General features: G+C 58.3%; 21 protein-coding genes. 1 reads left to right on the top strand and 20 read right to left on the bottom strand.

The genetic code is table 11. The features are described 5' to 3' along the window. Window positions 1-3: 3 nt before the first annotated feature. From F8197_RS06520 to F8197_RS06480, 9 genes are all read right to left on the bottom strand, one after another. On the bottom strand, window positions 4-1026 hold the full coding sequence (locus tag F8197_RS06520; RefSeq protein ID WP_152881141.1) for a 5'-3' exonuclease H3TH domain-containing protein: 1023 nt from the start codon (window positions 1024-1026) through the stop codon (window positions 4-6). Window positions 1027-1081: 55 nt separating this feature from the next. Then, entirely contained in the window at window positions 1082-1882 is an 801-nt protein-coding gene (locus tag F8197_RS06515) for a regulator (protein WP_152881139.1), read from the bottom strand. 129 nt (window positions 1883-2011) lie between these two features. Next, window positions 2012-2938, bottom strand: coding sequence for a hypothetical protein (locus F8197_RS06510; protein WP_152881136.1), 927 nt, complete (start codon window positions 2936-2938; stop codon window positions 2012-2014). A 92-nt stretch (window positions 2939-3030) separates the two neighbouring features. Beyond that, window positions 3031-6423 carry a DNA polymerase III subunit alpha gene (gene dnaE, locus F8197_RS06505; protein ID WP_373996806.1) on the bottom strand — a complete coding sequence of 1131 codons (3393 nt, stop codon included), beginning with the start codon at window positions 6421-6423 and terminating at the stop codon, window positions 3031-3033. 94 nt (window positions 6424-6517) lie between these two features. Next, on the bottom strand, window positions 6518-7240 hold the full coding sequence (locus F8197_RS06500; protein ID WP_152881134.1) for a hypothetical protein: 723 nt from the start codon (window positions 7238-7240) through the stop codon (window positions 6518-6520). 5 nt (window positions 7241-7245) lie between these two features. Then, the gene (locus tag F8197_RS06495; protein WP_152881132.1) at window positions 7246-7995 is read right to left on the bottom strand and encodes a sigma factor; all 750 of its coding nucleotides are present in this window, start codon (window positions 7993-7995) and stop codon (window positions 7246-7248) included. An 11-nt stretch (window positions 7996-8006) separates the two neighbouring features. Then, the gene (locus F8197_RS06490) at window positions 8007-9221 is read right to left on the bottom strand and encodes a MoxR family ATPase (protein ID WP_152881130.1); all 1215 of its coding nucleotides are present in this window, start codon (window positions 9219-9221) and stop codon (window positions 8007-8009) included. 141 nt (window positions 9222-9362) lie between these two features. Continuing rightward, window positions 9363-11339: a cobalamin biosynthesis protein CobT gene (locus F8197_RS06485; RefSeq protein WP_152881128.1), complete on the bottom strand. Its 1977-nt coding sequence runs from the start codon at window positions 11337-11339 to the stop codon at window positions 9363-9365. 182 nt (window positions 11340-11521) lie between these two features. Then, window positions 11522-11734: a hypothetical protein gene (locus F8197_RS06480; protein ID WP_152881126.1), complete on the bottom strand. Its 213-nt coding sequence runs from the start codon at window positions 11732-11734 to the stop codon at window positions 11522-11524. Between the two features lie 266 nt (window positions 11735-12000). Here F8197_RS06480 and F8197_RS06475 point away from each other — a divergent pair, with 266 nt between their 5' ends. Next, complete coding sequence (locus F8197_RS06475; RefSeq protein ID WP_152881124.1) at window positions 12001-12486, top strand: helix-turn-helix domain-containing protein; 486 nt, start codon at window positions 12001-12003, stop codon at window positions 12484-12486. A 49-nt stretch (window positions 12487-12535) separates the two neighbouring features. On the opposite strand, the gene F8197_RS06470 is transcribed toward F8197_RS06475, so the two are convergent. The 11 genes from F8197_RS06470 to F8197_RS28535 all read right to left on the bottom strand — a co-directional run bounded on the left by F8197_RS06470 (window position 12536) and on the right by F8197_RS28535 (window position 20223). Then, window positions 12536-13126: a hypothetical protein gene (locus F8197_RS06470; RefSeq protein WP_152881122.1), complete on the bottom strand. Its 591-nt coding sequence runs from the start codon at window positions 13124-13126 to the stop codon at window positions 12536-12538. 32 nt (window positions 13127-13158) lie between these two features. Further along, the gene (locus F8197_RS06465) at window positions 13159-13818 is read right to left on the bottom strand and encodes a hypothetical protein (protein ID WP_152881120.1); all 660 of its coding nucleotides are present in this window, start codon (window positions 13816-13818) and stop codon (window positions 13159-13161) included. A gap of 2 nt (window positions 13819-13820) precedes the next feature. After that, complete coding sequence (locus tag F8197_RS06460) at window positions 13821-14006, bottom strand: hypothetical protein (protein WP_152881118.1); 186 nt, start codon at window positions 14004-14006, stop codon at window positions 13821-13823. After that, window positions 13996-14334 (bottom strand): hypothetical protein, encoded by a 339-nt coding sequence (locus tag F8197_RS06455; protein WP_152881116.1) that lies wholly within the window; start codon window positions 14332-14334, stop codon window positions 13996-13998. The genes F8197_RS06460 and F8197_RS06455 overlap by 11 nt, the downstream gene beginning before the upstream one ends. After that, window positions 14331-15731: a DNA ligase gene (locus F8197_RS06450; protein ID WP_193333365.1), complete on the bottom strand. Its 1401-nt coding sequence runs from the start codon at window positions 15729-15731 to the stop codon at window positions 14331-14333. Before F8197_RS06450 ends, F8197_RS06455 begins: the two co-directional genes overlap by 4 nt. Window positions 15732-15752: 21 nt before the next feature. Continuing rightward, window positions 15753-16415: a hypothetical protein gene (locus tag F8197_RS06445; protein ID WP_152881112.1), complete on the bottom strand. Its 663-nt coding sequence runs from the start codon at window positions 16413-16415 to the stop codon at window positions 15753-15755. Between the two features lie 9 nt (window positions 16416-16424). Next, on the bottom strand, window positions 16425-16616 hold the full coding sequence (locus F8197_RS06440; RefSeq protein WP_152881110.1) for a hypothetical protein: 192 nt from the start codon (window positions 16614-16616) through the stop codon (window positions 16425-16427). Next, window positions 16616-17089, bottom strand: a complete 474-nt coding sequence (locus F8197_RS06435; protein ID WP_152881108.1) for a WGR domain-containing protein — start codon at window positions 17087-17089, stop codon at window positions 16616-16618. Before F8197_RS06435 ends, F8197_RS06440 begins: the two co-directional genes overlap by 1 nt. Window positions 17090-17191: 102 nt before the next feature. Beyond that, window positions 17192-18292, bottom strand: a complete 1101-nt coding sequence (locus tag F8197_RS06430; RefSeq protein ID WP_152881106.1) for a DNA primase — start codon at window positions 18290-18292, stop codon at window positions 17192-17194. Between the two features lie 243 nt (window positions 18293-18535). Continuing rightward, window positions 18536-19993: a DnaB-like helicase C-terminal domain-containing protein gene (locus tag F8197_RS06425; protein WP_227012135.1), complete on the bottom strand. Its 1458-nt coding sequence runs from the start codon at window positions 19991-19993 to the stop codon at window positions 18536-18538. Continuing rightward, window positions 19990-20223 (bottom strand): RNA chaperone Hfq, encoded by a 234-nt coding sequence (locus F8197_RS28535; protein WP_193333364.1) that lies wholly within the window; start codon window positions 20221-20223, stop codon window positions 19990-19992. Before F8197_RS28535 ends, F8197_RS06425 begins: the two co-directional genes overlap by 4 nt. Window positions 20224-20448 lie beyond the last annotated feature (225 nt).

The raw sequence follows: 20448 nt of genomic DNA, 5'->3' as shown, positions 1-20448 counted from the left end.
TCCTTATTTCTGCAAAAATGTATTGGTGAATTCGTCTAGGTTCTTCAAGATGCTGGCGAAGGCCAGTTCTTGGCACACCTCTGCGAATGCTTCCTTGTCGAACTTGCCGGCATCGAGCTGGACATCGGCTTTGGCCGGCGCCGGAACTTTCAGCAGCTGCATCAGCTGGAAGTTGCGCTTGTATATCAAGCGACCTTGGCCAGGCCAAGAATCTTTGTACTTTTTCAGCGCTTTGGCGTCCGCCGGATCGCCAGGGTAGTTCGTCATCCACTGATCGATATCCAGCGGGCAGATGCCCTCGTAGAGTCGCTTGTGCGCCTTGAGACGGGGAACGAACTCACCCGCGTCACAGCGTCGCCAAAACTCGCGCACGCTACCGAATTCAGCGATGAATTCTGGCGCCCCCTTCTCACCGATACCTCCGACGCCAGTGATCTCGTCGGAGCCGTCGCCCATCAGAATCTTGGTTTCCAAGAACGCAAAGGGCGTACGGCAGCCGGTCTTGTCGTAGAAGTTTTTGTGGTTGGTGAATTTGCCGTCCGAGCGCGGATCTTTCCACCACACTTCGCCGCTGGTGGCCGTTGCCGCGCGCACCAGCTGCATCCAGTCTTCGTCGCCGGTGATAAGGCCCACTTTCGAGCCAGGCGCGGAGGAGAGCAGCTTTGCAAAGTAGCCGCCCATGTCGTCGGCCTCTGCGGAGGTCACGGTCAGTTGGCGCACGCCGAGGTGTCGCAGGAGGCGCGCGATGTACGGCCGCTGCCTTTTGTAAGACTCCTTCATCGCAACTTGCTCCGGCGTGCTGTTGCGGCTGCCTTTGTACGGAGGGTAAAGGTCAAAGCGCCACTGAGCGCGGCCGTCCCAGAGGACGAAAGGAGTGTATTCGGGATGAACCTGACGCAGTGAGCGCAATTCGCGGATCATGCCGAAGGCAGCTTGGGTTTCCATGCCGCCACTGATTAATTTGGTCGCTTGCTGAGCGGCGTAGCCGATCGAGTTTCCGTCGATCAGGAGGGTGTGATTTTTCAAATTGTTCTCCACAGAAAAAAAGAGCCGACTACGTGTCGGCCCTTTTTGCTGGTTCTTAGCCCAGGTCAGCCAGCAACGCGGTCAGGTCCGCATCATCTTCAACTTCCGCAGCCGGGGTAGCTGGTGGAGTTTCGTCGAGGTCCATCACGTCGCTCAGGTCATTCGACTTGGACGGCGCAGCCAGACGGCTTGCAGTCGTTTCCGGACGGTCGCCGCCGGCGCCAGGTGCAGGCAGCATGCCCGCGACGGTGTTGACTGCGGCGATCGCGCGGCGCTCTTGCTCGGCCGATTCCTGTTTGACGTATTCATCCAGGTTGTTCAGCTTAGCCAGGGCGGCCGGCGGGACCGTATAGGTCTTCAGGCTGATCTGAGCCGTGTAGCTCGTATTCAGACCTTTGCCTTCGCGGTTGATGATGATCTCGTTGCCGTTTTCAGCGAAGACCAGCGCGCCGTTTTCTTCGATGATGTCCACCAACTGGCCGAACACACCGCGCTTGATTTCCAGAATCACGGGCGTGTTCGGTTCTTTGCTGTCGAGCATCAGCGCATTGATCAGGACGGTGCGCGATGCCTTCGCCTTCGCCAGCACTTCGCTGGTTGCGTCGTCGGCCGCCGCTACGCCGGCTTGGGTCAGCGCCTTGCAGACGTCGCAGTCGCGGTCGTGGGTAGCGCTTGCGCACATGTACACAGCCTGGATCTTGTCCGAAGCGTCCTTGATGAAGTGTTGACCGAAGTCGTGGAACCAGACGTGTTCTTCGCCCACGCGCCAGCCCGGGAGCAGACGTATGCGGTTTTTGCCGGGTTCGATCTTCACCGTCTTTTCGGCAACCTTCATTGCGGCTTTTTTCGCCGCCATCAGTGCCATCAGTTTGGAAGTATCCATTTTTCTCTTTCAGTTTTTGGTAGGGTTGTTGCCTTTAGACTTTCGTCGTTCAGCGCATTAATTATAGCTCAGTACTTACTTATCTTTTTAGGCAAAATGGTCTTATGCTGCGGCTTTCAGAGCGCGTGCTTTCAAGTCCTGGTGAGCTTGTTCTTGTGCCATGACACGGGCCTGGCCCTTGCCGTCTTCACGACGATCGGCGCCCAGCTGGATGATCATGTCGCGGCGGTCCTTGAGGGAATCGACCAGGCTTTTATTGATGTTGGCGATGGTCTGGGCTTCGATCACCAAGTTTTCCAGCGCGCGGTAGTTGGCGTCATCTTTCACGTATGCGTCGATCAATTTCTCGGTTGGCTTTTCGCCCGCATCCAGCAGCTCTTTGCGGAATTTCTTGTACAGCGCCGCCTCGAGTACTTCGGACTTGAGCTTCAAGCGCGAGTGCTGCGCTTCGGAGTGTGCCGCCTGGGCACCGTAGTAAGCGCGCAAGCTGGCTTGCTGCATCATGCAGTCGTCCAGGGTAGTTTCGGACACGCGCGTGTCATCGCGGAATTTCTCCACATCGATGTGGAACTTCAGCTCAAAGGCTGGGCGATTGGCTGCTGCCGCTGGTTTCGCTACGGTAGAAGGTGCGGGGGAAGGTGTTGAAGCTGCGGGTGCTGCTGGCGTCGGTGCAGGTGCAGGTGCAGGCTTCTCGATCGGTGCCGGCTTCGTAACTGGCGCAGGCATCGCAACCGGTGCGGCAGCCGGCGCAGTGGCAGCCAGCTCGGCCTCCAGTGCTGCCATTTCCGCGTCTTCGTCCAGGATGGCCGGCGCAGCCGCCGGTTTGGTTGGAGCTACTGCTGCCGTCGACTGCTCGCCGTCGAGCGAATCCAAGCCTGACAAATCATCTTCTTCCACGACGACAGTGACCGGGGCTGCCGCAGGCGCAACCTTCGCTACCGTGACAGCGGTGGCCGTCTGCTCCTCCAGCTCCGCCATTAAGGCGTCCAGTTCCGCGTCTTCAATCGGGGTTGCTTGTTGGGTGCTCATACATTCTCCATTTGGTTAGTCTATCGAATATTTATATTACAGATTATAGCCCGGACATAAATCAGTACTGACTTACTGTCCGAGCTAAATTTTTACTCGAGGATCTCTGCCACTTTGGCAAAAACCGCATCGAGGACGTCCTGCTTGCTTGGGTCAAAATGGACCTGCTGAGCGTTGATGCCGCATACGATCGAGGCGTCAAGCTTCGGATCGAAATGGACCTTGCCGGCTAGCTCGGCTGTCGAGCCTTTTACGCCGGGGAGGAAGTGCTTGATCGTCGCGCTGCCCAGCGCAATGATGATCGCAGGCTTGACCAGTTCTATCTCTCGCTTGATGAATTCAGAGCAGCCATTGATTTGCCCGTTGCTCAAGAACTTGTCGCTCTTTTTGGCCTTCACCAGCGAGGTAAAGTAACCATCGCCAGGCTTCAACCCTGCGGCAGTCAGCGCCGATTTCACGCAAGCGGCCGCATCCCCTTCGAGGAACTTGCCTGCCTTCTCTTCCTGCCAGGTCGGGCAATCCGACACGACCATGAATTTGACGGTGCCGCCAGTTCGGATGGCTGGGTGCGGCTGAGTCTTGAGGTCGCAGCCTTCGCACTCGCGATATTCCTGGACCAGGTGAATGATCTTCGCGCGCAGGAACGGCTCTTTGGTGTCCGTTTGGCGATCCGCTTTGACGGTGTCGACCATCAAGCCAGGCATCAGTTCGATCTGGTCCCGGCGCCTGCTCATATCTCGGGCCGGCTTCTCGCCAGGTTGGAGCGCTACCAGCGCGCCGACGCGGTTCAGCACGTCGCGCACCTTGACGTTGACCTTGCTTCCTTTCGCAGTGCAGATATCTTCCAGCTCCGTGATGCTGGCGAAGCTGCTGCAGTTGGCCGTCTGCGTGTTTCGCAGTTCGACGATCCGGCGCGCGGTGTTCTCTGAAATCCCCTTGACGGCCGAGAAGGGCGCCAGCAGGTGCTTGTCGTCGGGGATGGTGAAGCGGTCCGAGGACAGGTTGATGTCCGGCGGCAGCACTTCGATGCCGTAGGAGCGCGCATCATTGACCAGCGCGGGGATTTTCTCTTCCTTGTCGACGACCGAGAGACAGGCAGCGAAGTATTCGGCCGGGTAGCGCACGCGTACCCACATTGTCCAATAGGAGATCACCGAGTACTCGACAGCGTGGCTGCGGTTGAAGCCGTAGCCCGCGAAAGCCTCGATCTTGTCGAACAGGTCGCCGGCGGTGCCCGCATCCATGCTGGAGGTGATGTCGCAGCCTTTCACCCACTTGTCACGCATTTCGCCCATCTTGACCTTGTCCTTCTTGCCCATCGCCTTACGCAGGTGATCAGCTTCGGCCCGGGTGAAGCCGGCCACGTCGACGGCAAGCTGCATGACTTGCTCCTGGTACACGATGACCGAGTAGGTGTCCTTAAGCGCCGCTTCCATGTTGGGGTGGTCGTAATACGGCGAACGATTGCCCTGCTTGATCTGGACAAAGTCCGTCATCAGACCCGAATCCATTGGACCGGGGCGGTACAGCGCGGTGGCGGCCGTAATGTCTTCAAACGTCAGAGGGCCGCCCTTGGCCAGGTCGCGCAACAGCTTTTTCATGCCGCCCGATTCGAACTGGAACACGCCGGTGGTGTCGCCGCGCGCGAACGCTTCCATGATGTCGCTTTCTTCCAGCGGCAGATTCACATAGCTCACATCGACGCGGTGGCGGTCCTTGATGTACTTTCGGGCGATCTCCAGCACGTCGAGCGTGGACAGGCCCAAAATGTCCATTTTGACCAGTCCCCATTCTTCCACAAATCGTTTGTCCCAGTTGACCACCGGCACCCCGGAGTCTTCATCACTGGCGCGCGACTCGATCACGGCCCGGTTGATCAGCGGTTCGCCGGCCACGACAACGCCAGCGGCGTGCTTGCCGAAGCTGCGCATGACGCCTTCCAGCTTCAACGCGTGGTTCCAGATCTCGGGCTGCGTGTCGCGGAAGCTCTCCAGCTCCGGCACGGCCAGGGCGGCGTCGGTGAGCGAGTAGGACATGCCGTGCTCTTTCGGTACCAGCTTGGTTGCCGACAGCGTCAGCGGGTCCAGCTCGTACACCCGGCCCGTATCGCGCAGGGCAGAAGCCGAGGCGAGGGTCGAGAAGTTGGAAATGCCAGCCACACGATCGGCGCCGTACTTGTTGGCCAGGTACGTGATGACCTCGTGACGCCGCGTGGACATGAAGTCCAAGTCGGCGTCGGGCAAGTCAAGGCGCTCGGGATTGATGAAGCGCTCAAACAGTAGGTTGAAGCGGATCGGGTCCACGTCGGTGATGCCGATCAGGTACGCCACGAGTGAGCCGCCGACCGAACCGCGACCAGGCCCGACGATGATGCCATTGTTCTTAGCCCACATGACCAAGTCCTCGACCAGGAGGAAGTAGCCAGAGAAGCCCATGGTCTTGAGCACGCCAAGCTCGTACTTCAGGCGCGCAGTGTACTGGGGGATCTCCGCAGCGGTAGGCATGTGGCCCAGGAACGACTGACTGAAGCGGCGCTTCCAGCCTTCGATGCACTTCTTGCCGAGCGCTTCGAACTCGTTCGGCGCCATGGTTGGCAGCGATACCGGCAGCTTCTTGAACTCGTAGACGCAGGCGTCGGCCAGCGCTTCGATGTTTTCCAGACCTGACTTCCATGCTGCCGGCGCCACGATGCCGTTCCACTTCGCCACGCGCTTGGCCGCGCCCACCATCTTGCGGGTCAGTTCCAGCGACGGCTGAAAGCTGAAGTTGCGCACCGTTTGGCGCGGCCGCCATGACGTGGAGATTTTCTGCTGGCTGGTAATTACGTTCAGCACTTCCAGCGTGCTTGCGTCTTCGTCCTGGCGGTACATGAATGGGTACGTGACAAGCGGCGGAATGCCGTACTTGCCGATCACGTCCAGCGCTTTAGCATTGAGCGTGTCGAACAGAGGCGTATCAACCGGTACCAGCTCGGTGTAAATGCGGCCGGTGAACTTGTGCGCCAGGTTATGCCAAATCTCAGCGCCGTGCGGGTGCGAGAACACGTTATAGAAGTCGCCCGAGGTCAGAATGACGCCTTCCAGCTGCTCGACGTCCTCCCAGCCAACACGGCTGTGGTAGTAGAAGTATTCCTTGCTGTTAGCCTTGGACAGCAGCTTGAGCAAGGACGTGATGCCCGTCTCGTCTACCGCATAGGCCTTGATCATCACCAGCGGGTTTGGCTTGTCGGCCAGGCCGGAGGCTTTGGGCGGCTTACGGTGCAGCGGGTCATCGACCACGCGAATGCGGCAGCCGATGATTGGCTTGATGTCAGCTTTCTTAGCCTTCAAGGTGAAGTCCACCAGGTTGTGGATGCTCATGTCATCGACCAGCGCGACGGACTTGTAGCCGTGTTTGACTGCCTCTTCGATGATGTGATCCACCTGCAGGAGCGATTGGCCGATCGAGAAGTCGGATCGGACGGACAGGGCGTGGTTTAAATTCACTTGCCATCCCCCAGGGCGATGCCGATCAGCGATAAGAGGACGAAGCCGCCCATCATTATCCGCAGGGCGCGAGTGGCGTTTTTGTTGCGCTTGTTCATACTGCTGCTTTCAGTTGGTTGAAATTATTGTCGCCCGCCAGAACTGGATTGAGAACAAAGCGCTCGTTGTGATCCTTGCGGGTGATCCCGAAGGCGAACAGCAATGCGGTTGCGATCGAAACGTGGGCGCCGGCCGTGCCGTCGGTCCAGCCCAGGCGCGCCATCAATTCGGCTTTCAGCTCAGCCCTGATAAAACCGCCAGATGTGATCATGTCGCACGCTACGCGAAGGTACGATGGCCCCGTCTGAGCGAACGGGTTTTCACCGCGAGGGAGAAGGGCGCGCATCGCGTCAAGCTTGCCCGCTTTGGCCAGCTGCTGTGCCTGGAATGCCGTCTTCTTGTTCGCCTGGGCGATTTGAGCGATGATGGCTTCGTCGGCGGCAGCAAGGTCGAACGTCACGCGCTCCGACGAGGTGCTGCGCGCGACCGGCTTGGTGATTGGTAGCGGCTGCGCGATGGCGACGTGCGAGACCATCAGCGGCTCCGACTTGGGGCTTGCTGGGCGCGCGGCGTTGTTGCGGTTGCGTGCCAGGGCGGCCTGGTGTCGCTTGAGTATGTCGGCGACGTCCACCTGCTGGCGGATCGCTTGCAGGTTTTCCATTGACCGGGCACTGCAAGTGTCGAAGGCGAGGCAGGCCTTGCAGACGTCGGAGTCCATGCTGTAGACGCTGGCAGCGCCAAAGCAGCCAGGCGCGAGCTGTTCTACAGTGCTTGTCATATTCATTATGCTTTTTCCAATTTACTGACGATGCCGCGCAGTTCAGCCTCGACCATCATTAATTCTTCGCGGGAGACATCCCCTACCATTGCCAGAAACTTGATCACGGCCTTGACGCTCACGCCGTCACGCAGTCCGTGTGCCCGGCCACCGGCGGCCGTAATCAGGTCGGCATGGGCGGCCTGGCTGGCTAGCTCCTGCTGAAGTGCAGGGGGCGGGTCACGCAGCCAGTCGATCACCAGTTCCGCCAGTGGGCTGATACCGGCCGTTGCCAGTTCCCACTGCTGGCGAAATTCGACGATCTCTTCCGGGGTACGCTCGGGGGAGGCCAATGTGTCTTCGAACGGGGTGAAGTCGCCATCTTCGTTTCCACCACCGATTTCGCCAAAGCTCACTGGCGCCAAACCGTAGTTCATTTCTGGCAGCTGAGCCTCGCCGGCAGCGCGGCGGCGGGCGTTTTCTTGTTTGCGCGCCTCGATATCGCTGCGCTGGCCAGGGTTCAAGTTTTTGACGCCTGTCATGACGCCAATTTCCTTGCGAAACTCGCTGTACGCGACCATGCCGTAGTAAGCGGCAAAGCCGTTGCCGTTGTCGGGGTTGAACCCCTGTACGGCGGTCCAGAAGGCCAGGCTGGCCACTTGGAACATATCCTCGTAGGTAAGCCCGCTTCCGGCACCGTCAGCCCACTTGAAGCCACGCTTGGCGTGAAAGTGGACCAGACCGATGTTCTCCTCGATTTTCAGTGCCCGGGTCATGGCGACCTCGATTACGAGAAGATGCGTTGAGCCAGGCCGTCGGCTACTTCGCGATCTACGGTGGTGAGTTTGTTGAGGAACGACAGGGCCAGGCCTTCGCGGAAGGAACCACGCTTCACACCAATCTCCGACGCGTAGATCATCGTGCGTGGCGAAATGGTATCGCTGAGCTTGGCGCCGTCGTACGCTTCACGCACCGTGGTGGCGAACTCGACCATTTTCTCGGCATCCTTTTCGGTCAGACCGCAGCGACCCATCAAAATGCGGACCTCGGCCTTCTTGTCCATGTACTTCTTGTGGATGACCATGCCGAAGCGGTCGTAATTGGCACTGTTCTGGATCAGCGTGCCCTGATAGAGACCGGTCTCGTCGCCGGAGCCATTGGTGTTACCGGTTGCTACAAAGCGGAAATCGCGGTGTGGCTTGATGATGCGCAGCTCAGGTGGAGCTTCTTTGATCACCAACGCCTTGCCTTCGAGGACAGGCTGATAGACGGCCAGTACGGAGGGCATACCGAAGTCGTATTCGTCGGCGCAGTAGATCCAGCCGTGCTTCATCGCTTCAGCGAGTGGGCCGAGTGCGAAGACGGTTTCGCCGCCCTTGACGGTCCACTGGCCGACGATGTGGCTTTCTTCGGTGTTGGCGGTGTGTTGTACGCGGATTTGAGGGCGGTTGGTGCGCGCCGCTACTTGGGCCAGCAGCTCGGACTTGCCGGTGCCCTTGTGGCCGTGTACGTATACTGGAATGCTGCACTCGAGGCCCAGTATCACGTTTTTCAGCTCGTTGATGTCGTACACGTAAATGCTCGACACTTCCGGCACCATGTCCTGGTGGTCGTGAGCAGTCAGTACCGAGATTGGAATCGGGGTTCCCTTTGCGCTGAGCGCCGCTTTTGCCGCGCCGAGATCGAACACCTCATGCAGAGGCTTTTTAACGATGGTGCCGCGCGGGACTACCGACGCGACGGAAGCCGCAGGCGCTGCGCTTGCCGCCATATGAACTTGACCAGCATCATTTTGCGCTTGCTGAGCTGCAGCTGCCGCTTTAGCTGCATTGCTTTCGGCAACCTTTTGCTTGGCCAAGTCCGAAAGCATCGGCGCGCCAGGGAATTCTTCTTGGTAGCTTGCCGGCGTGTATTCGGGGTGGTTATCCAGTAAGTGCTTCTGCATCACATGCACTTGAGCGCCGCACAATTTGCATTCGATTTTGCCATTGACTTCAGTCATTACTTACTCTCCTTTGGTTGGGCACATGCCCGGTGTTAGTGGGTGTCTGTTGAATCGACATAGAGAATGATACGCAAACCCGTCAGGATATACAAGTCAGTACTTACTTATCTTTCTTGGCAAAATGACGGGCTTTCGGTGCTATTTGAGGATCAGTTCGCGCAACTGCTTCATGACCACAATTGGCAGATCCTTCACGTCGTTGAGGATCAGGCTTTTAGGGTAAAACTTTTTCACCTCAGTCGACTGGATGCCGATGCCGATGACGTTGACTCCGGCTCGAGTGATGTTCTCGACCGTCTTTTTCAAGTGCTCCTGCAGTTCGCTGCAGTCGCCGGAGGCGGCCGGCGCGCCGTCCGACAGCACCATCATGATCTTGCCCTTTTCCTTGCGACCCATGAGACGGCGGGCGGCGACTTCGATCGACTCGCCGTCAACATTTCCAGACATCGACGAAGTGTTCGGCAGCCAACCGAAGCGCGACTTCACGTCCGTGCTCATGCGCTCCGCGAACTTTTTCAAGATCGGCATGTACAGCGACTCGCGGCGGCTGTAGCGGCGCCCCAGCTTAGCCTCTTCCCGGTTCATTTCGGACTCGTCGGAGTAGAGGGCTTCGCCGGTAGTGAAGCAGATTACCTCGTTGGCAATGCCGATACGATCGAGTACGGAGGCCAGGGCGTAGGCGGCCTTTGCCGCAGTGTGAATCTTAGAACCGCTCATGGAGCCGGACATGTCGATGACCAGTTCAACGGCAACGTCCTTCGTCGTTGTGATTTGCTTACGGCGGAACACGCGGTCGTCTCCGGTGGCCAGGCGATGCAGGGATGACGCATTGACTCGACCGCTGCGGTGGCCAGGCGACCAGCTCGACAGGCTACGGGCGCTAATGGCCCGTTCCAAGTCCTTTTGCAGCGGGCCTACCATGTGGTCCACATCATCGCTGATACGCTTGAACATTTCCGGAGCATATTGCTTGCCGATCACCAGTGGCTCGACGATGTCTTTGTCGCGCGTGAAGACCAGATAGTCGGCGCCCTTTGCCGCTTCGGACACGCCATTCGTGATCAGGTTGGAGGTGGTATCGTCAAAGTCAGCCGCCATGTGCTTTTCGATCTTCTCCCACGTTACGCCACCCTCGTCATTGGTTTCCGCCACATCTTCAGTGGCTTCATCGTCACGCTCGCTGGCCATTTCTTCGTCGCCGGAACCAGCGATCGAGGCGTCGTCTTCGTCGGCTTCAGCCGGGGCGCCATCATCCTCATCATCCGGGGTACCTTCTTCAGCCGGCGCTGCGGTGGCTGCAGAGGTCGGAGCGTCGTCGTCTTCCTCTTCAGCTGGCGGGGCATCTTCTTCCGACGGGCCATGCTTGGGGGCCGCCTTCACGCCAGCGCCCGGCTTTCCGCGCTTGCCGCTAGTACCGGAGGATTTGGGCGGTGGCGGTGGTGCCGGTGGCGTTGCGCTTGGCGCTGCGGGAGAGTGACCCGTCATCGCCTCCATTACCTTGCCAGCGGCCTTCAAAGCGTCAGCGCTCGACTTTGCCCCGCTGATGCTTTTCACAGTGCCCTTGATTTTGTCGTAGGTGTCCTGGACGTGGTGCATCTTGTCTGCCATGAAATCGCTCCACACGGTTTGGCCGGCCATGCCGCGAATCAGCGGAACCATCAGGACCGACGTCAGCATTGCCTCGTCGCCGGCAGCGATTGCTTCTTCCATTTTTGGCTTCGTGAACTTCTCCAAGAAGAATTTCGCAGTGTTGCCGATGTTAGTGCCCGAACCGCGGAAGCGGTCGGCCATTGCCTTCTCAATCCGAGCGTCTTCAATGATGTTAAACAGACTGTGCACACCCATCTGGGCGGCTTTCGGAAGCACGCTAAAGTCCGTGAACAGAATGTGAGCCACTTCATGGTCGAGAAAGCCTTGAATGGCGTCGATCAGCTCTTCGGTCGCATTGTCGGGGATGTAGGGCAGGTTGACCTGTATTGGCCGGCCGGATGCGTCTGTCTTGACGAAGGCGCTAATGCCGCGCTGTGTCACTAATACTTTCTTGTCGGTGAGCATCGGCACCAATTTGGTGACGGCCTCACGAATGATGTGGATGCGATCGTGCGAAGCGTTCATATTCTTCCCCTTTGTTAAGTCAGTACTGACTGATGAATATTGATTTTAAAAAGAGCGATATGGAACTGCAAGCTGACGTTGCATCGCTCCGATCGCCCTAAGTTTATTCAGTAATGGTCTAAATGTAATCGGCAAAACAAACGATTCGTGATATACATACGGACTGACTTATGTTTGACGTGTTAAGCAGGCAATACGATGTGCTTAGAACCGATGGTGTTGATGATGATGAGCATGCCACGAACTGGGTGCTTTACCTTGTGTACCAGTGTGGTTCCTAAGTCTGCAGTCTCGCAAATATGCGACTCCGCGAGGATATCGGCCACAAAGTCGATGTCTACGATCTGGAACTTCTCGGCTTGTTCGGTGTTGCTCTGTGTCACTTCGACGCTCATTTCTTGCTGCTCCTAGTCTTGTATTGGACGTGGTAGCTTTCGCTACTGATCGCTGCAATTATAGCTCAGTATTGACTTACTTTTGCACTTGTAAGTCACGGATTTTGGGCTAAAATGGAAGCGGGAGTCACACGAAATCCACATAAGTTGGGGCCTAACACATCCCCAAGTGTCAATAAGTACTGATGTATAATCTATAATCATTACGATCTGACACTCAGTCAGCAGTGAGTGACACTGTCCAATTTAATTAAAGGAGTTCAACGATGAGCGCAATGGCAATGGATGCCGGCAAGGTAGCTGCAGAAAAGCAAGATGAGCAACAGACTCAGTACATAGGCAGGAAATATAGCCACAAAGTAAAGCCGCTGGTCCATGAATACCTAGCAGCGTTGATAAACTTGACAGGCATTTCCCAAAAAGATCTAGCAAAGGCTTGTGGCATCAAATCCCAAAACGTAATTTCGATGATTAAATCGGGTGCGACAAGGTTGCCAATGGCAAAGATAGCTCCAATGGCGATAGCTTTGGATGTCGAGCCGTTCTATCTGTTCACGCTGTGCGTGGCTGAGTACGATCCTGATCTGTGGGCGACTTTCGAGACGATTTTCAAACACCAGCCGGTGCTAACTGCGGCGGAGATTGAAATGATAGAAGTGATTCGGGAAAGTGGCGTGCCTAACCCAAAGTTGCGGACAGAGGTAGACAAAAAAAGACTTCGGGAAGTTGTTTCTTCGCTGAAACCATCATAACTTTTTTTTGCCTCTGCAAAAGGCGCCCGTTGGGCGCCTTTTCTACGTCTTACATATTACGGTAGGCGTAATTTAGCTCCGCCCAGACCATCCCAAATGCGTCGAAGATATCGGCGTCTAGTCCAAACACTGGCGCCGGCATGCCAAGCTCCGAATTCTCCCAGAATACATATTGCAATGACAGCTGGCGTGGCGGCGCGCATTCCAAGCATGCCTCCGCCAGTACGCTGAACCGACGCTCGATGCGAAGAGCCTTAAGGCGTAGGTACGTCAGTTGAGAGACCTCCGCGACGTCTAGCCCCGTCTCCAGCGCGAACAGAACCATAGCCGTTCGGAGATCACCCAGGTACTGCATGCCACCCGTTAGCTCTTGTCGCGACACTTCTTGTTTTTCTGGACGGGAGTATGACAGCATTGATGGTCGCGGCATTGCGCCGGCGTCGACGGCCGCAGCTACCCGCTCAATTGCGATACTGATTGCCGACTCCGCAGCGTCACGCAGGCCCAACTCGGCGTTGCGATCCACGAAGGCTGTAATTTGTGCGGGGATAATTTTGTCGACCGCCTGGTCCCACATGGGAGAGGCGGCGAGCAGTGATGTGCCGATCGTGTCGGCTACGATTTCCTTCAGTGCTGGCATAGTTGTTTCCTCCAGCACGGAAGGATATCAGTTCAGCAAAAAGCTGGCAGGCCTTTTGCGATCTGGTCGGCTATTTCCTTCGCGTTGAAAGTGTCGAAGCGAGAGATCACGTAATCGAAGCGGAACGAGCCGCCGGCAGAATCTTCATCGACCTGGAAATATGCTTGATTGCGCCATTCGTTCTCAGTCGTGGCCATTACCTTCATGAGTTCGGCATAGTGCTTGAGCACGCGGTTTTGAACGCTGGCGCCGGCCATACGCGAACGCATGATCTCTTCCGTTGCCCGCTCGAGGAAGCGCTGGTTAATGAACTGAGACGGGTTGTCCAAGAACACGCGCGTGAGCGATATCTCCGATCGCTGCTTACACCAGGCGTCAAGCTGCCTGATGCCGGCCGGTTCGCACACGATCACCACATTCTCACTTTCCAGCTGGGCGGCCTCGATCTCCTTCGCCGAAACGCCGAACGATTGCGCGCCCATGTTGATCGCGATGACCATCTGGCCGGCGGCGACCAGGTTGTTGAAGTCGCGCGCCTGCATGACGCGGTGATCGATGCCGTCGGCGGTATTACCGTCGGCGCCTGGGGTGAGCGAGGCGAGAACGCGGCCGAAGCCGCGATGCCCAAGCAGGTGCGCCAGCGTGGACTTGCCACTGAAAGACGGCCCTGTGATTGCGACGATGCGGCCCACGGTTATCCTTTCTCGCCCTGGCGGGCCAGGTGCGCGGTGATGTGTTTGACGAAGTCCACCATGTCGAGCAGTGGAACTTCGTTACCGAAGCGATCCCGAACAGAGATCCGGGTTTGCCGCCCCATGATGATGTCGTGGTTGGTCCAGGGCATCGTGGCCTTGAGGGCTTGGAATCGCTCAGGCGTCATTCGATTCACCGTTGCGCAAGAACACATACGCTTCTACCCACACGCCTTCGTCGCCCGCCTTTGACACCTTCGCGTCGTCGTTGATCAAAACATCGTCGTCGGACGGCACTGCATACTTCTCGCGCGCACGCTCAATGAGGGCCAATTCTTCGTCGGTGCGCACGCTCTTTTTCAGCAGCGCTACTTCAAAGGCCTTGACGATCTTTTCCAGCCCGAATGTGCCGGCGGTGCATGGCATGCGCTCACGGTCTTTGCCAACGCTCAGCCATTGAAGCGATTGGCCGGTTTCGATGAACGCTGCAACCAGTTCCTGTACCGTGATGTTCATGCTGCGGCCTTCATTTCTTCGTTGATGGCCGCGCCTTCTTTAGCTGCATCTTCGATTTCAAAGGCGCGCTCGAGCGAGTCGGCCACCGTCTTGTCCATGCGTGGCGTCGACTGGGAGAAGCGCGGCAGGAACAGCGAATGCAGCGGGTTCGACTGGGAAGGGCGCAGAATCATATTGGCCGTGACGGGCATGATCGCACCGACGTATTTTTCGGGGTTCGCTTCTACATCGTCGCGCATGGCTTCGCCCTTGATCGCCACGTCGGTCACGAGCATGCCGCCGGCGGTCGAGCAAGTCAGGGAGCCAGGCCGGCCAGCCGTTTTCTTGTTGGCCTTGCCCAGCACCACCGCGGTCACTTCCATATCCAGCTCGAACTCCAGCTTCAGCTTGACCTGGTCCTTACTGGTGCCGTCGCGCCAGATTGCGACCGGGTTCTTAACGATGGTGCCTTCTTTGCCCTTTGCCAGCAGTTCTGCGTAGTGGGCGTACGCTTCCTTGAGGGAGCGCACCAAGCGGGTCGGCACGAGCTTGATCACCGGCGAGTGTGCCGCCGTGATCTGGCCCAGCAGTACGCGCAGGCGATCGCGGTACGGCGTTTCGAACGAGCCTTTCGGAACAACCGAGGCCAGAGGGATTTGGTCCCACGCCATGAAGATCGGTTTCTCGCTGGGTCCGAATTGACCACCCTGAAGCACGCTGTTGAGGATTCCGTTGCCGATCTCGCGCGCCAGCACGGCGCCGTCGCGCATGACGAGCATTTCGCCGTGCGTCTGGGTGCCTGGCGCTAGGGTCAGGCGAATGGCGTCGACCAGCTCGCCGAAGCTCTCCATCGGGAACATCGAACCCTGACGGCTGTACATGAAGACGGCGCCGGTGACTTCGTGGTTGACGTTGGTGAACATGCCGTCGGCCTTCTCTTGCGAGAACACGCCAGCGGCCCAATCCCAGTCCGCCATTTTCGCGTGTTTGGGCAGTGAGCAGCGCATGTACGGAAAGTCCGGCAGCAGTCCTGGCCAGGTCTTGTTGGTCGATTCTTCGGCGAAGCCGGCGCGCATGTCCTTGAGCATGATGCGCTTGAACAATTCTGCCGAGTACAGCGACAGGCGGTCAATTTCGTACGCGATCGCCGACTGCATTGCGCTACCGGTCAGCGTACGGTTGCTCATCGAGTCCAGGATCTCCCACGTACGGTCGTTGAACAGTTCGCCTGTATCACGCAGCGCGGTCCGGGCCGGCACTTTGCGAATGCCGTAGCTGATGAGCGGGTCGTTCGCCATCTTGAGCACGCGCTTTAATGTGGCGCTGCTCGAGCACTTCTTGAGCATGGCCAGCTTGTCGTTCTTGCCTGGCGTGTTGGCGATGGCTTCGATCAGGCCAAAGACTTCGTCTGTGTTCATTTGGACTTCCATGTATTCCTCTTAGGTTGGGTTTTTAAGTGCCGCCAAGCGGCGGGCGTACTGCAAAGGGGTTTCGCCTGGCTGCAGGGCAGGGCGCGCGGCCGGCGCTACATGCGCGGCGAGAGCTGGCTTGGCCTGCGGTACCGGTGCGGCGGTTGCTTGTACTGGCGCTGGTGCTGGTGCAGGTGCAGGTGCAGGTGCAGGTGGCGCGGCAGCAATGGCGGCGTTGATTGCGGCGGCGTAGCCGTCTTGAGGCAAGCCCAACACATCGGGAATAGCTGCTGGTTTTGGCTTGCTCAGCGGCGCAGAACGCTGTACAGGCGCACGATCGCTCGGAATGAGAGCCGGGTCGGTGAGGTTGGTGATCGGGACGCCAAAATCACCAGTAACCTTCATCGGCAGGTGCGCCTTCTTGCGCGGGAAGAAGTACAGCGCCTGGCCCTTTAATTGCTCTTCCTGGTGCATGCCTACCGCGCGGCACTGGCGCGAGCGGATGGCGACGCCGCATTCCCGGTTGTAATCGGTTTCGCGGCCTGCCTCGATCTCGACGATCTTGAATAGGCAGGCGGCGTACGATGGGCTGCGCTGGACCGTGTCGCAGCCTTTAAGGTAATAGGCGTTGTTGCCGCCGGCGCTGGCTGCCGGCAGGTGGTGCGTGTCATGCTGGATTTGTTCGTTGATCATGATGTTCCTTTAAAAAGATCCCCACTGCTCGCCAAGCTTTTCTTGCTCAGCGAGGAATTCCTCAAGCTCTGCCGTTTCGTTCTTCTCGCGCTGGCGCAAACGCAGAGCATTTCCCACTGCCTGGATGAGATCCAGACGAATGATTTCTTGCACAGCTGGCGAGAGACGCGGCAGCAGTTCGATTACCGGTTGCGTCACCATCACCAGCTCCCCCAGGAGGCGTCAGTTGCGGCCGCTTCCGGCTTCGCGTCGTCAGCTTCGATGTCGGCCGGCGGCTCGTCGTAGCCCTCAGTCTTGAGGTCGAAATAGGAAAAGATCGACGCGGCGTGCTGGCTTGGGTAGTGCTCCTCCGTGTACTTGTGCAGCGCGACCCCGAAGATGCTTTTGCCGTTGCGCTTGTGGAGGCCGTATTCGGGTCGCTCTACGCTTGCGTAATGCCCTTGGCCCGACTTCCCTTTGCGCTTGGCGTGAAGCGTTTTCTGATATTCGTCCAGGCAAGCGTTCAGATTTCCGCGACTGATTTGAACTTGGCCGCCGCCGATCCTGTCAGCAAGCTTGCCGAAGCGTTTAAGCAAAATGCACGGGCCGTCAGGCTCCTCATTGATCAGCACCACCTCGTAGAACTTAGTGCCGCCGCTGTGCTCTAAGTACTCTGTATGAATTGTGTAAGTCACTGCTTATTCCCCCGCTGCGCTACGTTGCGCCCTTTGATCTCTAAATCTTACGCACTGAGCGCTGGATAGATAAGTCAGTAATGACATATCTTTTTGGATAAATTAACGGCGTGCCAGAAGTAGTTTCGTGGCCAATGCCGGCGTTACCGCTTCGGCCCGGTAGAAAGCGTTTCGCACCTCGACTGCCGTTACCTCGTTCGGGTCTTTGTCCTTGGGCAGCACTGCCACCCTGGCGATAAAGCCGACGCTCTTAAGCATGAGCGCAGTCCTGACCGCATCCTGCAGTGCGCGCGCCTCGCCGTCCCACATGATCGTGATGATCTTCAGTCCGAACATCCGCAACCGCATGAGCTTGGCAAGCTGGCTCTTTTCGTCGCCGACGGAAAGGTTCTTGCCGAAGCCTCCCACCGGTACCACCTCACGCAGATTCACGTCCTGGTCGAGAGCGACCTTGATCGCCGCTACGTCGAACACGCCTTCGCCGATGACCACATGCTCCGCCCCGATCGCGTTGTGGCCGTTGTACAGGTGCTCACCGGTGCTGGCGAACCCTGGCGGGAACAGGTACTTCTTGTCTGCCGTGCCTGTGATGTCGCGCCCCTGGAACGACACCAGCTTGCCCTCCAGGTCGAAGATCGGAATGATCACCCGGTTGGCGTAGTCCTGGCTCATCGGATCGCCATCTTCGGTGAGATAGTCGAACTTGCCGCGTACGGACATGCGAAGCTCAAAGTACGCCGCTATCTCCGCGCCGATATTGCGGTTGTCCAGGTATTTCAGGTTGCGGCCGCCGTGCGGCAGTGGTACCGACTCCGGCAGCGTCAGGTCGCCGCGTACTACGGAAACGGCTGCGGCCTTTCTGGGCGGGCGCCAGCCCTGTTCGCGCGCCACCGCCTTGACGTGCTCGATGGCTTCTCGGGTCGAGCCGCCAAGCGTCGCGCTGATGAACTTCCACTTGTTGAACTTGACCTCGCAGTCGCCCACGAAGCAGTTGCCCAGGCCTGAGCTGGCGTTGATGTACACCTTGTAGTTGGTGTTGCCGCAGCAAGGGCACTCCTTGACGTTGAGCTGGGCGCCGCGGCTGCCGCGAGTGTTCCGGTATTTGATGCCCTCGCGGTCCATCCAGGCTTCGATGTCGATGGTGGCCAGCACTTCCTGCAGCTCGTCACTGCCGCCGCGCCGACTGATATGGACGGACGTCATTTGACGCCTCGATCAATGCCCACGCGCAGGCACGCCCACAGGACGATCAGGGAAAGCACCGTCACGCCAGGTGTGTCACCTCGAGTGTGCCAGCAGAGCGTTGCGATGCTGTAACACTTCTCGTCGCCGGGTAAGCGATTCCACCACAGTGTTGTCGATAGCTGCGCCAGCACAAGTACACGCGGTCCGATCCAGAACTCGATGCCGGACAGACCTTTGGAGCGATCCCAGATGAGCCTCATCCTATTCGATCCTCACGATGCTGGCGATGAACTTCATCTTGGCCAGTTCCTGCTTAATGAAAATGGTGAAGCCGCCCTCCTGGTTACGGGAGGCTGCGAAGTACAGCCGGGCCTCGCCTGCGGCGCGCTCCTCATCGGTGACGTTGATCGAGATCATGATGTCCACCGTCCGCACCTTGTTGAAGTCGTCAGCGACGTGGCTGGCCTTTGCTACAGTCGCCTGGTGGCCTTCCCGATTGGTCTGGGTGGCCGACAGCATCGCGACGTTCTCTTCGGATGCGATCGCGCGCAGCGCAAGGTAGACGGACTTGCTGTTCTCGATGGAGTCGGTGGTGCGGTGGTCGGGCGCCATAATGTCCGCGTAGTCGACCACAACCATGTCGAACTGAATCGCAGGTCTGACGGTGCCATCCGGTTGCAGCATTGGAGACTTGTACGACTCGATCTTGGCGCGCAGCATGGAGGGCGTGAGCGTGCCCGAAGGGTATTCAGCGATCTGCAGCTGGCCCGATCGCGGCATGTGCGCTTTGATCCGGCTCGCTACGTCATGCATTCTGTCCACCAGCAGCTTTATTTCGGTGTCGGACATGGTTGCATCCAGACGCTCCGAAATGATCTTGGCGGCCACCTCACAGGTCACATACAGAACGTTCTTGCCGGTCAGCACGGCCGACTTGGCGAAGTTGATCAGCGCGGTCGTTTTCCCCGACTTGGCGCCGCCCAGGATGATCGACAGTTCCTTGCGGCCCCAGCCGCGGTGATACAGCAGGTCGTCGATGATCTTATGGCCGGTGGTGATGCCCTGCGGTGGCAGGATTCCCATCTTCCGGTCGTTGCGCTCGTTGGTGCGTTCTTCCAGGCGCTTGAAGTAGTCGTACTCGTCGCCGTTGAGGTTCAGGCCCACCTCGTATGCAGCCTTCACCTTTTCGCGAATCTTGTCGAATTGCCCCTTGCCCAGCAGATCCACTGATTCAAGAATGGTTGCTGCCATTGCTTGGTGCTGCGCGAACTCAGCAACCCGCTCAGCAATTGCGGAGCCGTCGGACAGGTCAGCGCCTGGCTTGTACGCTTCACGACAAGCCTCGATCGTCACCGATTTGATGTCGGAGCGGATCACCTTGTTTGCGATGTCCTCCTTGAGCATCGTGCCAGCAATGATCGCAGTCGGGACCGTGCTATAGCGCTGGAAGTAGCGAATGGCGATATTGACCATCGCTGCCTCGCCAGCGTTCTCAAAATAATCCGGCTTGAGCAGGTGCGCCGTCTTGCGCATGAAGTCCAGGTTGCGTAGGGCGTGGACGACAATCTTGGTCTGGAACTCGCTATCGAATTCGAATACATCGGGGCCGAGGGTAATTTCGGCCGGCGCCGCAGGTTGGTGCGGCGTGCCCATCATCGACGCACCGACAGTCGCAACGAAGGCGTCTTCGACCTCGCGCAGTGGTGCATCGACGGTCATACCGACTGTCCTTCCGAAGCGGCTGGCGCCAGCCGCGGGGTGGTGGTGCTGAACTCGCTGATGTCGTGCTTGAAGATGACGCGGTCCTTGCCGGCCGAGCGCATGGTCACCGTCCACTTGTCGCTGTGTGCGATCGTGCCCTGGATGTCTTCGCCGTCGCTGATCTTTTGCACGATCACGTTGGCGCCCGACTTCTCGAGCGCCTTCAAGAACGCTTCGTGACCCTTCAAGGGGGCGGGACCATTCTTGGCTGCCGGAGTGGGGCGAGAAGGGCGGTTGGCAGTGAGAGTGCGACGGGGTTGAAAGCCATTGAAGGCCACGCCTTCGCTCTCCGATAAGCGACGCGCTTCTGCGATTTGATCAGCGCGTACACGATCATCAACTGACGGCGTACGGTGCAGGGGTGCGTTCATGTGATTCTCCATTACGTGGGTGAGGTGCGAACTTTCGCAATG

This window comes from Duganella sp. FT27W, assembly GCF_009295655.1.
In the GTDB taxonomy this organism is placed as follows: domain Bacteria; phylum Pseudomonadota; class Gammaproteobacteria; order Burkholderiales; family Burkholderiaceae_D; genus Rugamonas; species Rugamonas zoogloeoides.
Note: the sequence above shows the minus strand (reverse complement) of the source record. Positions and strands in the feature narration are given on the sequence as shown.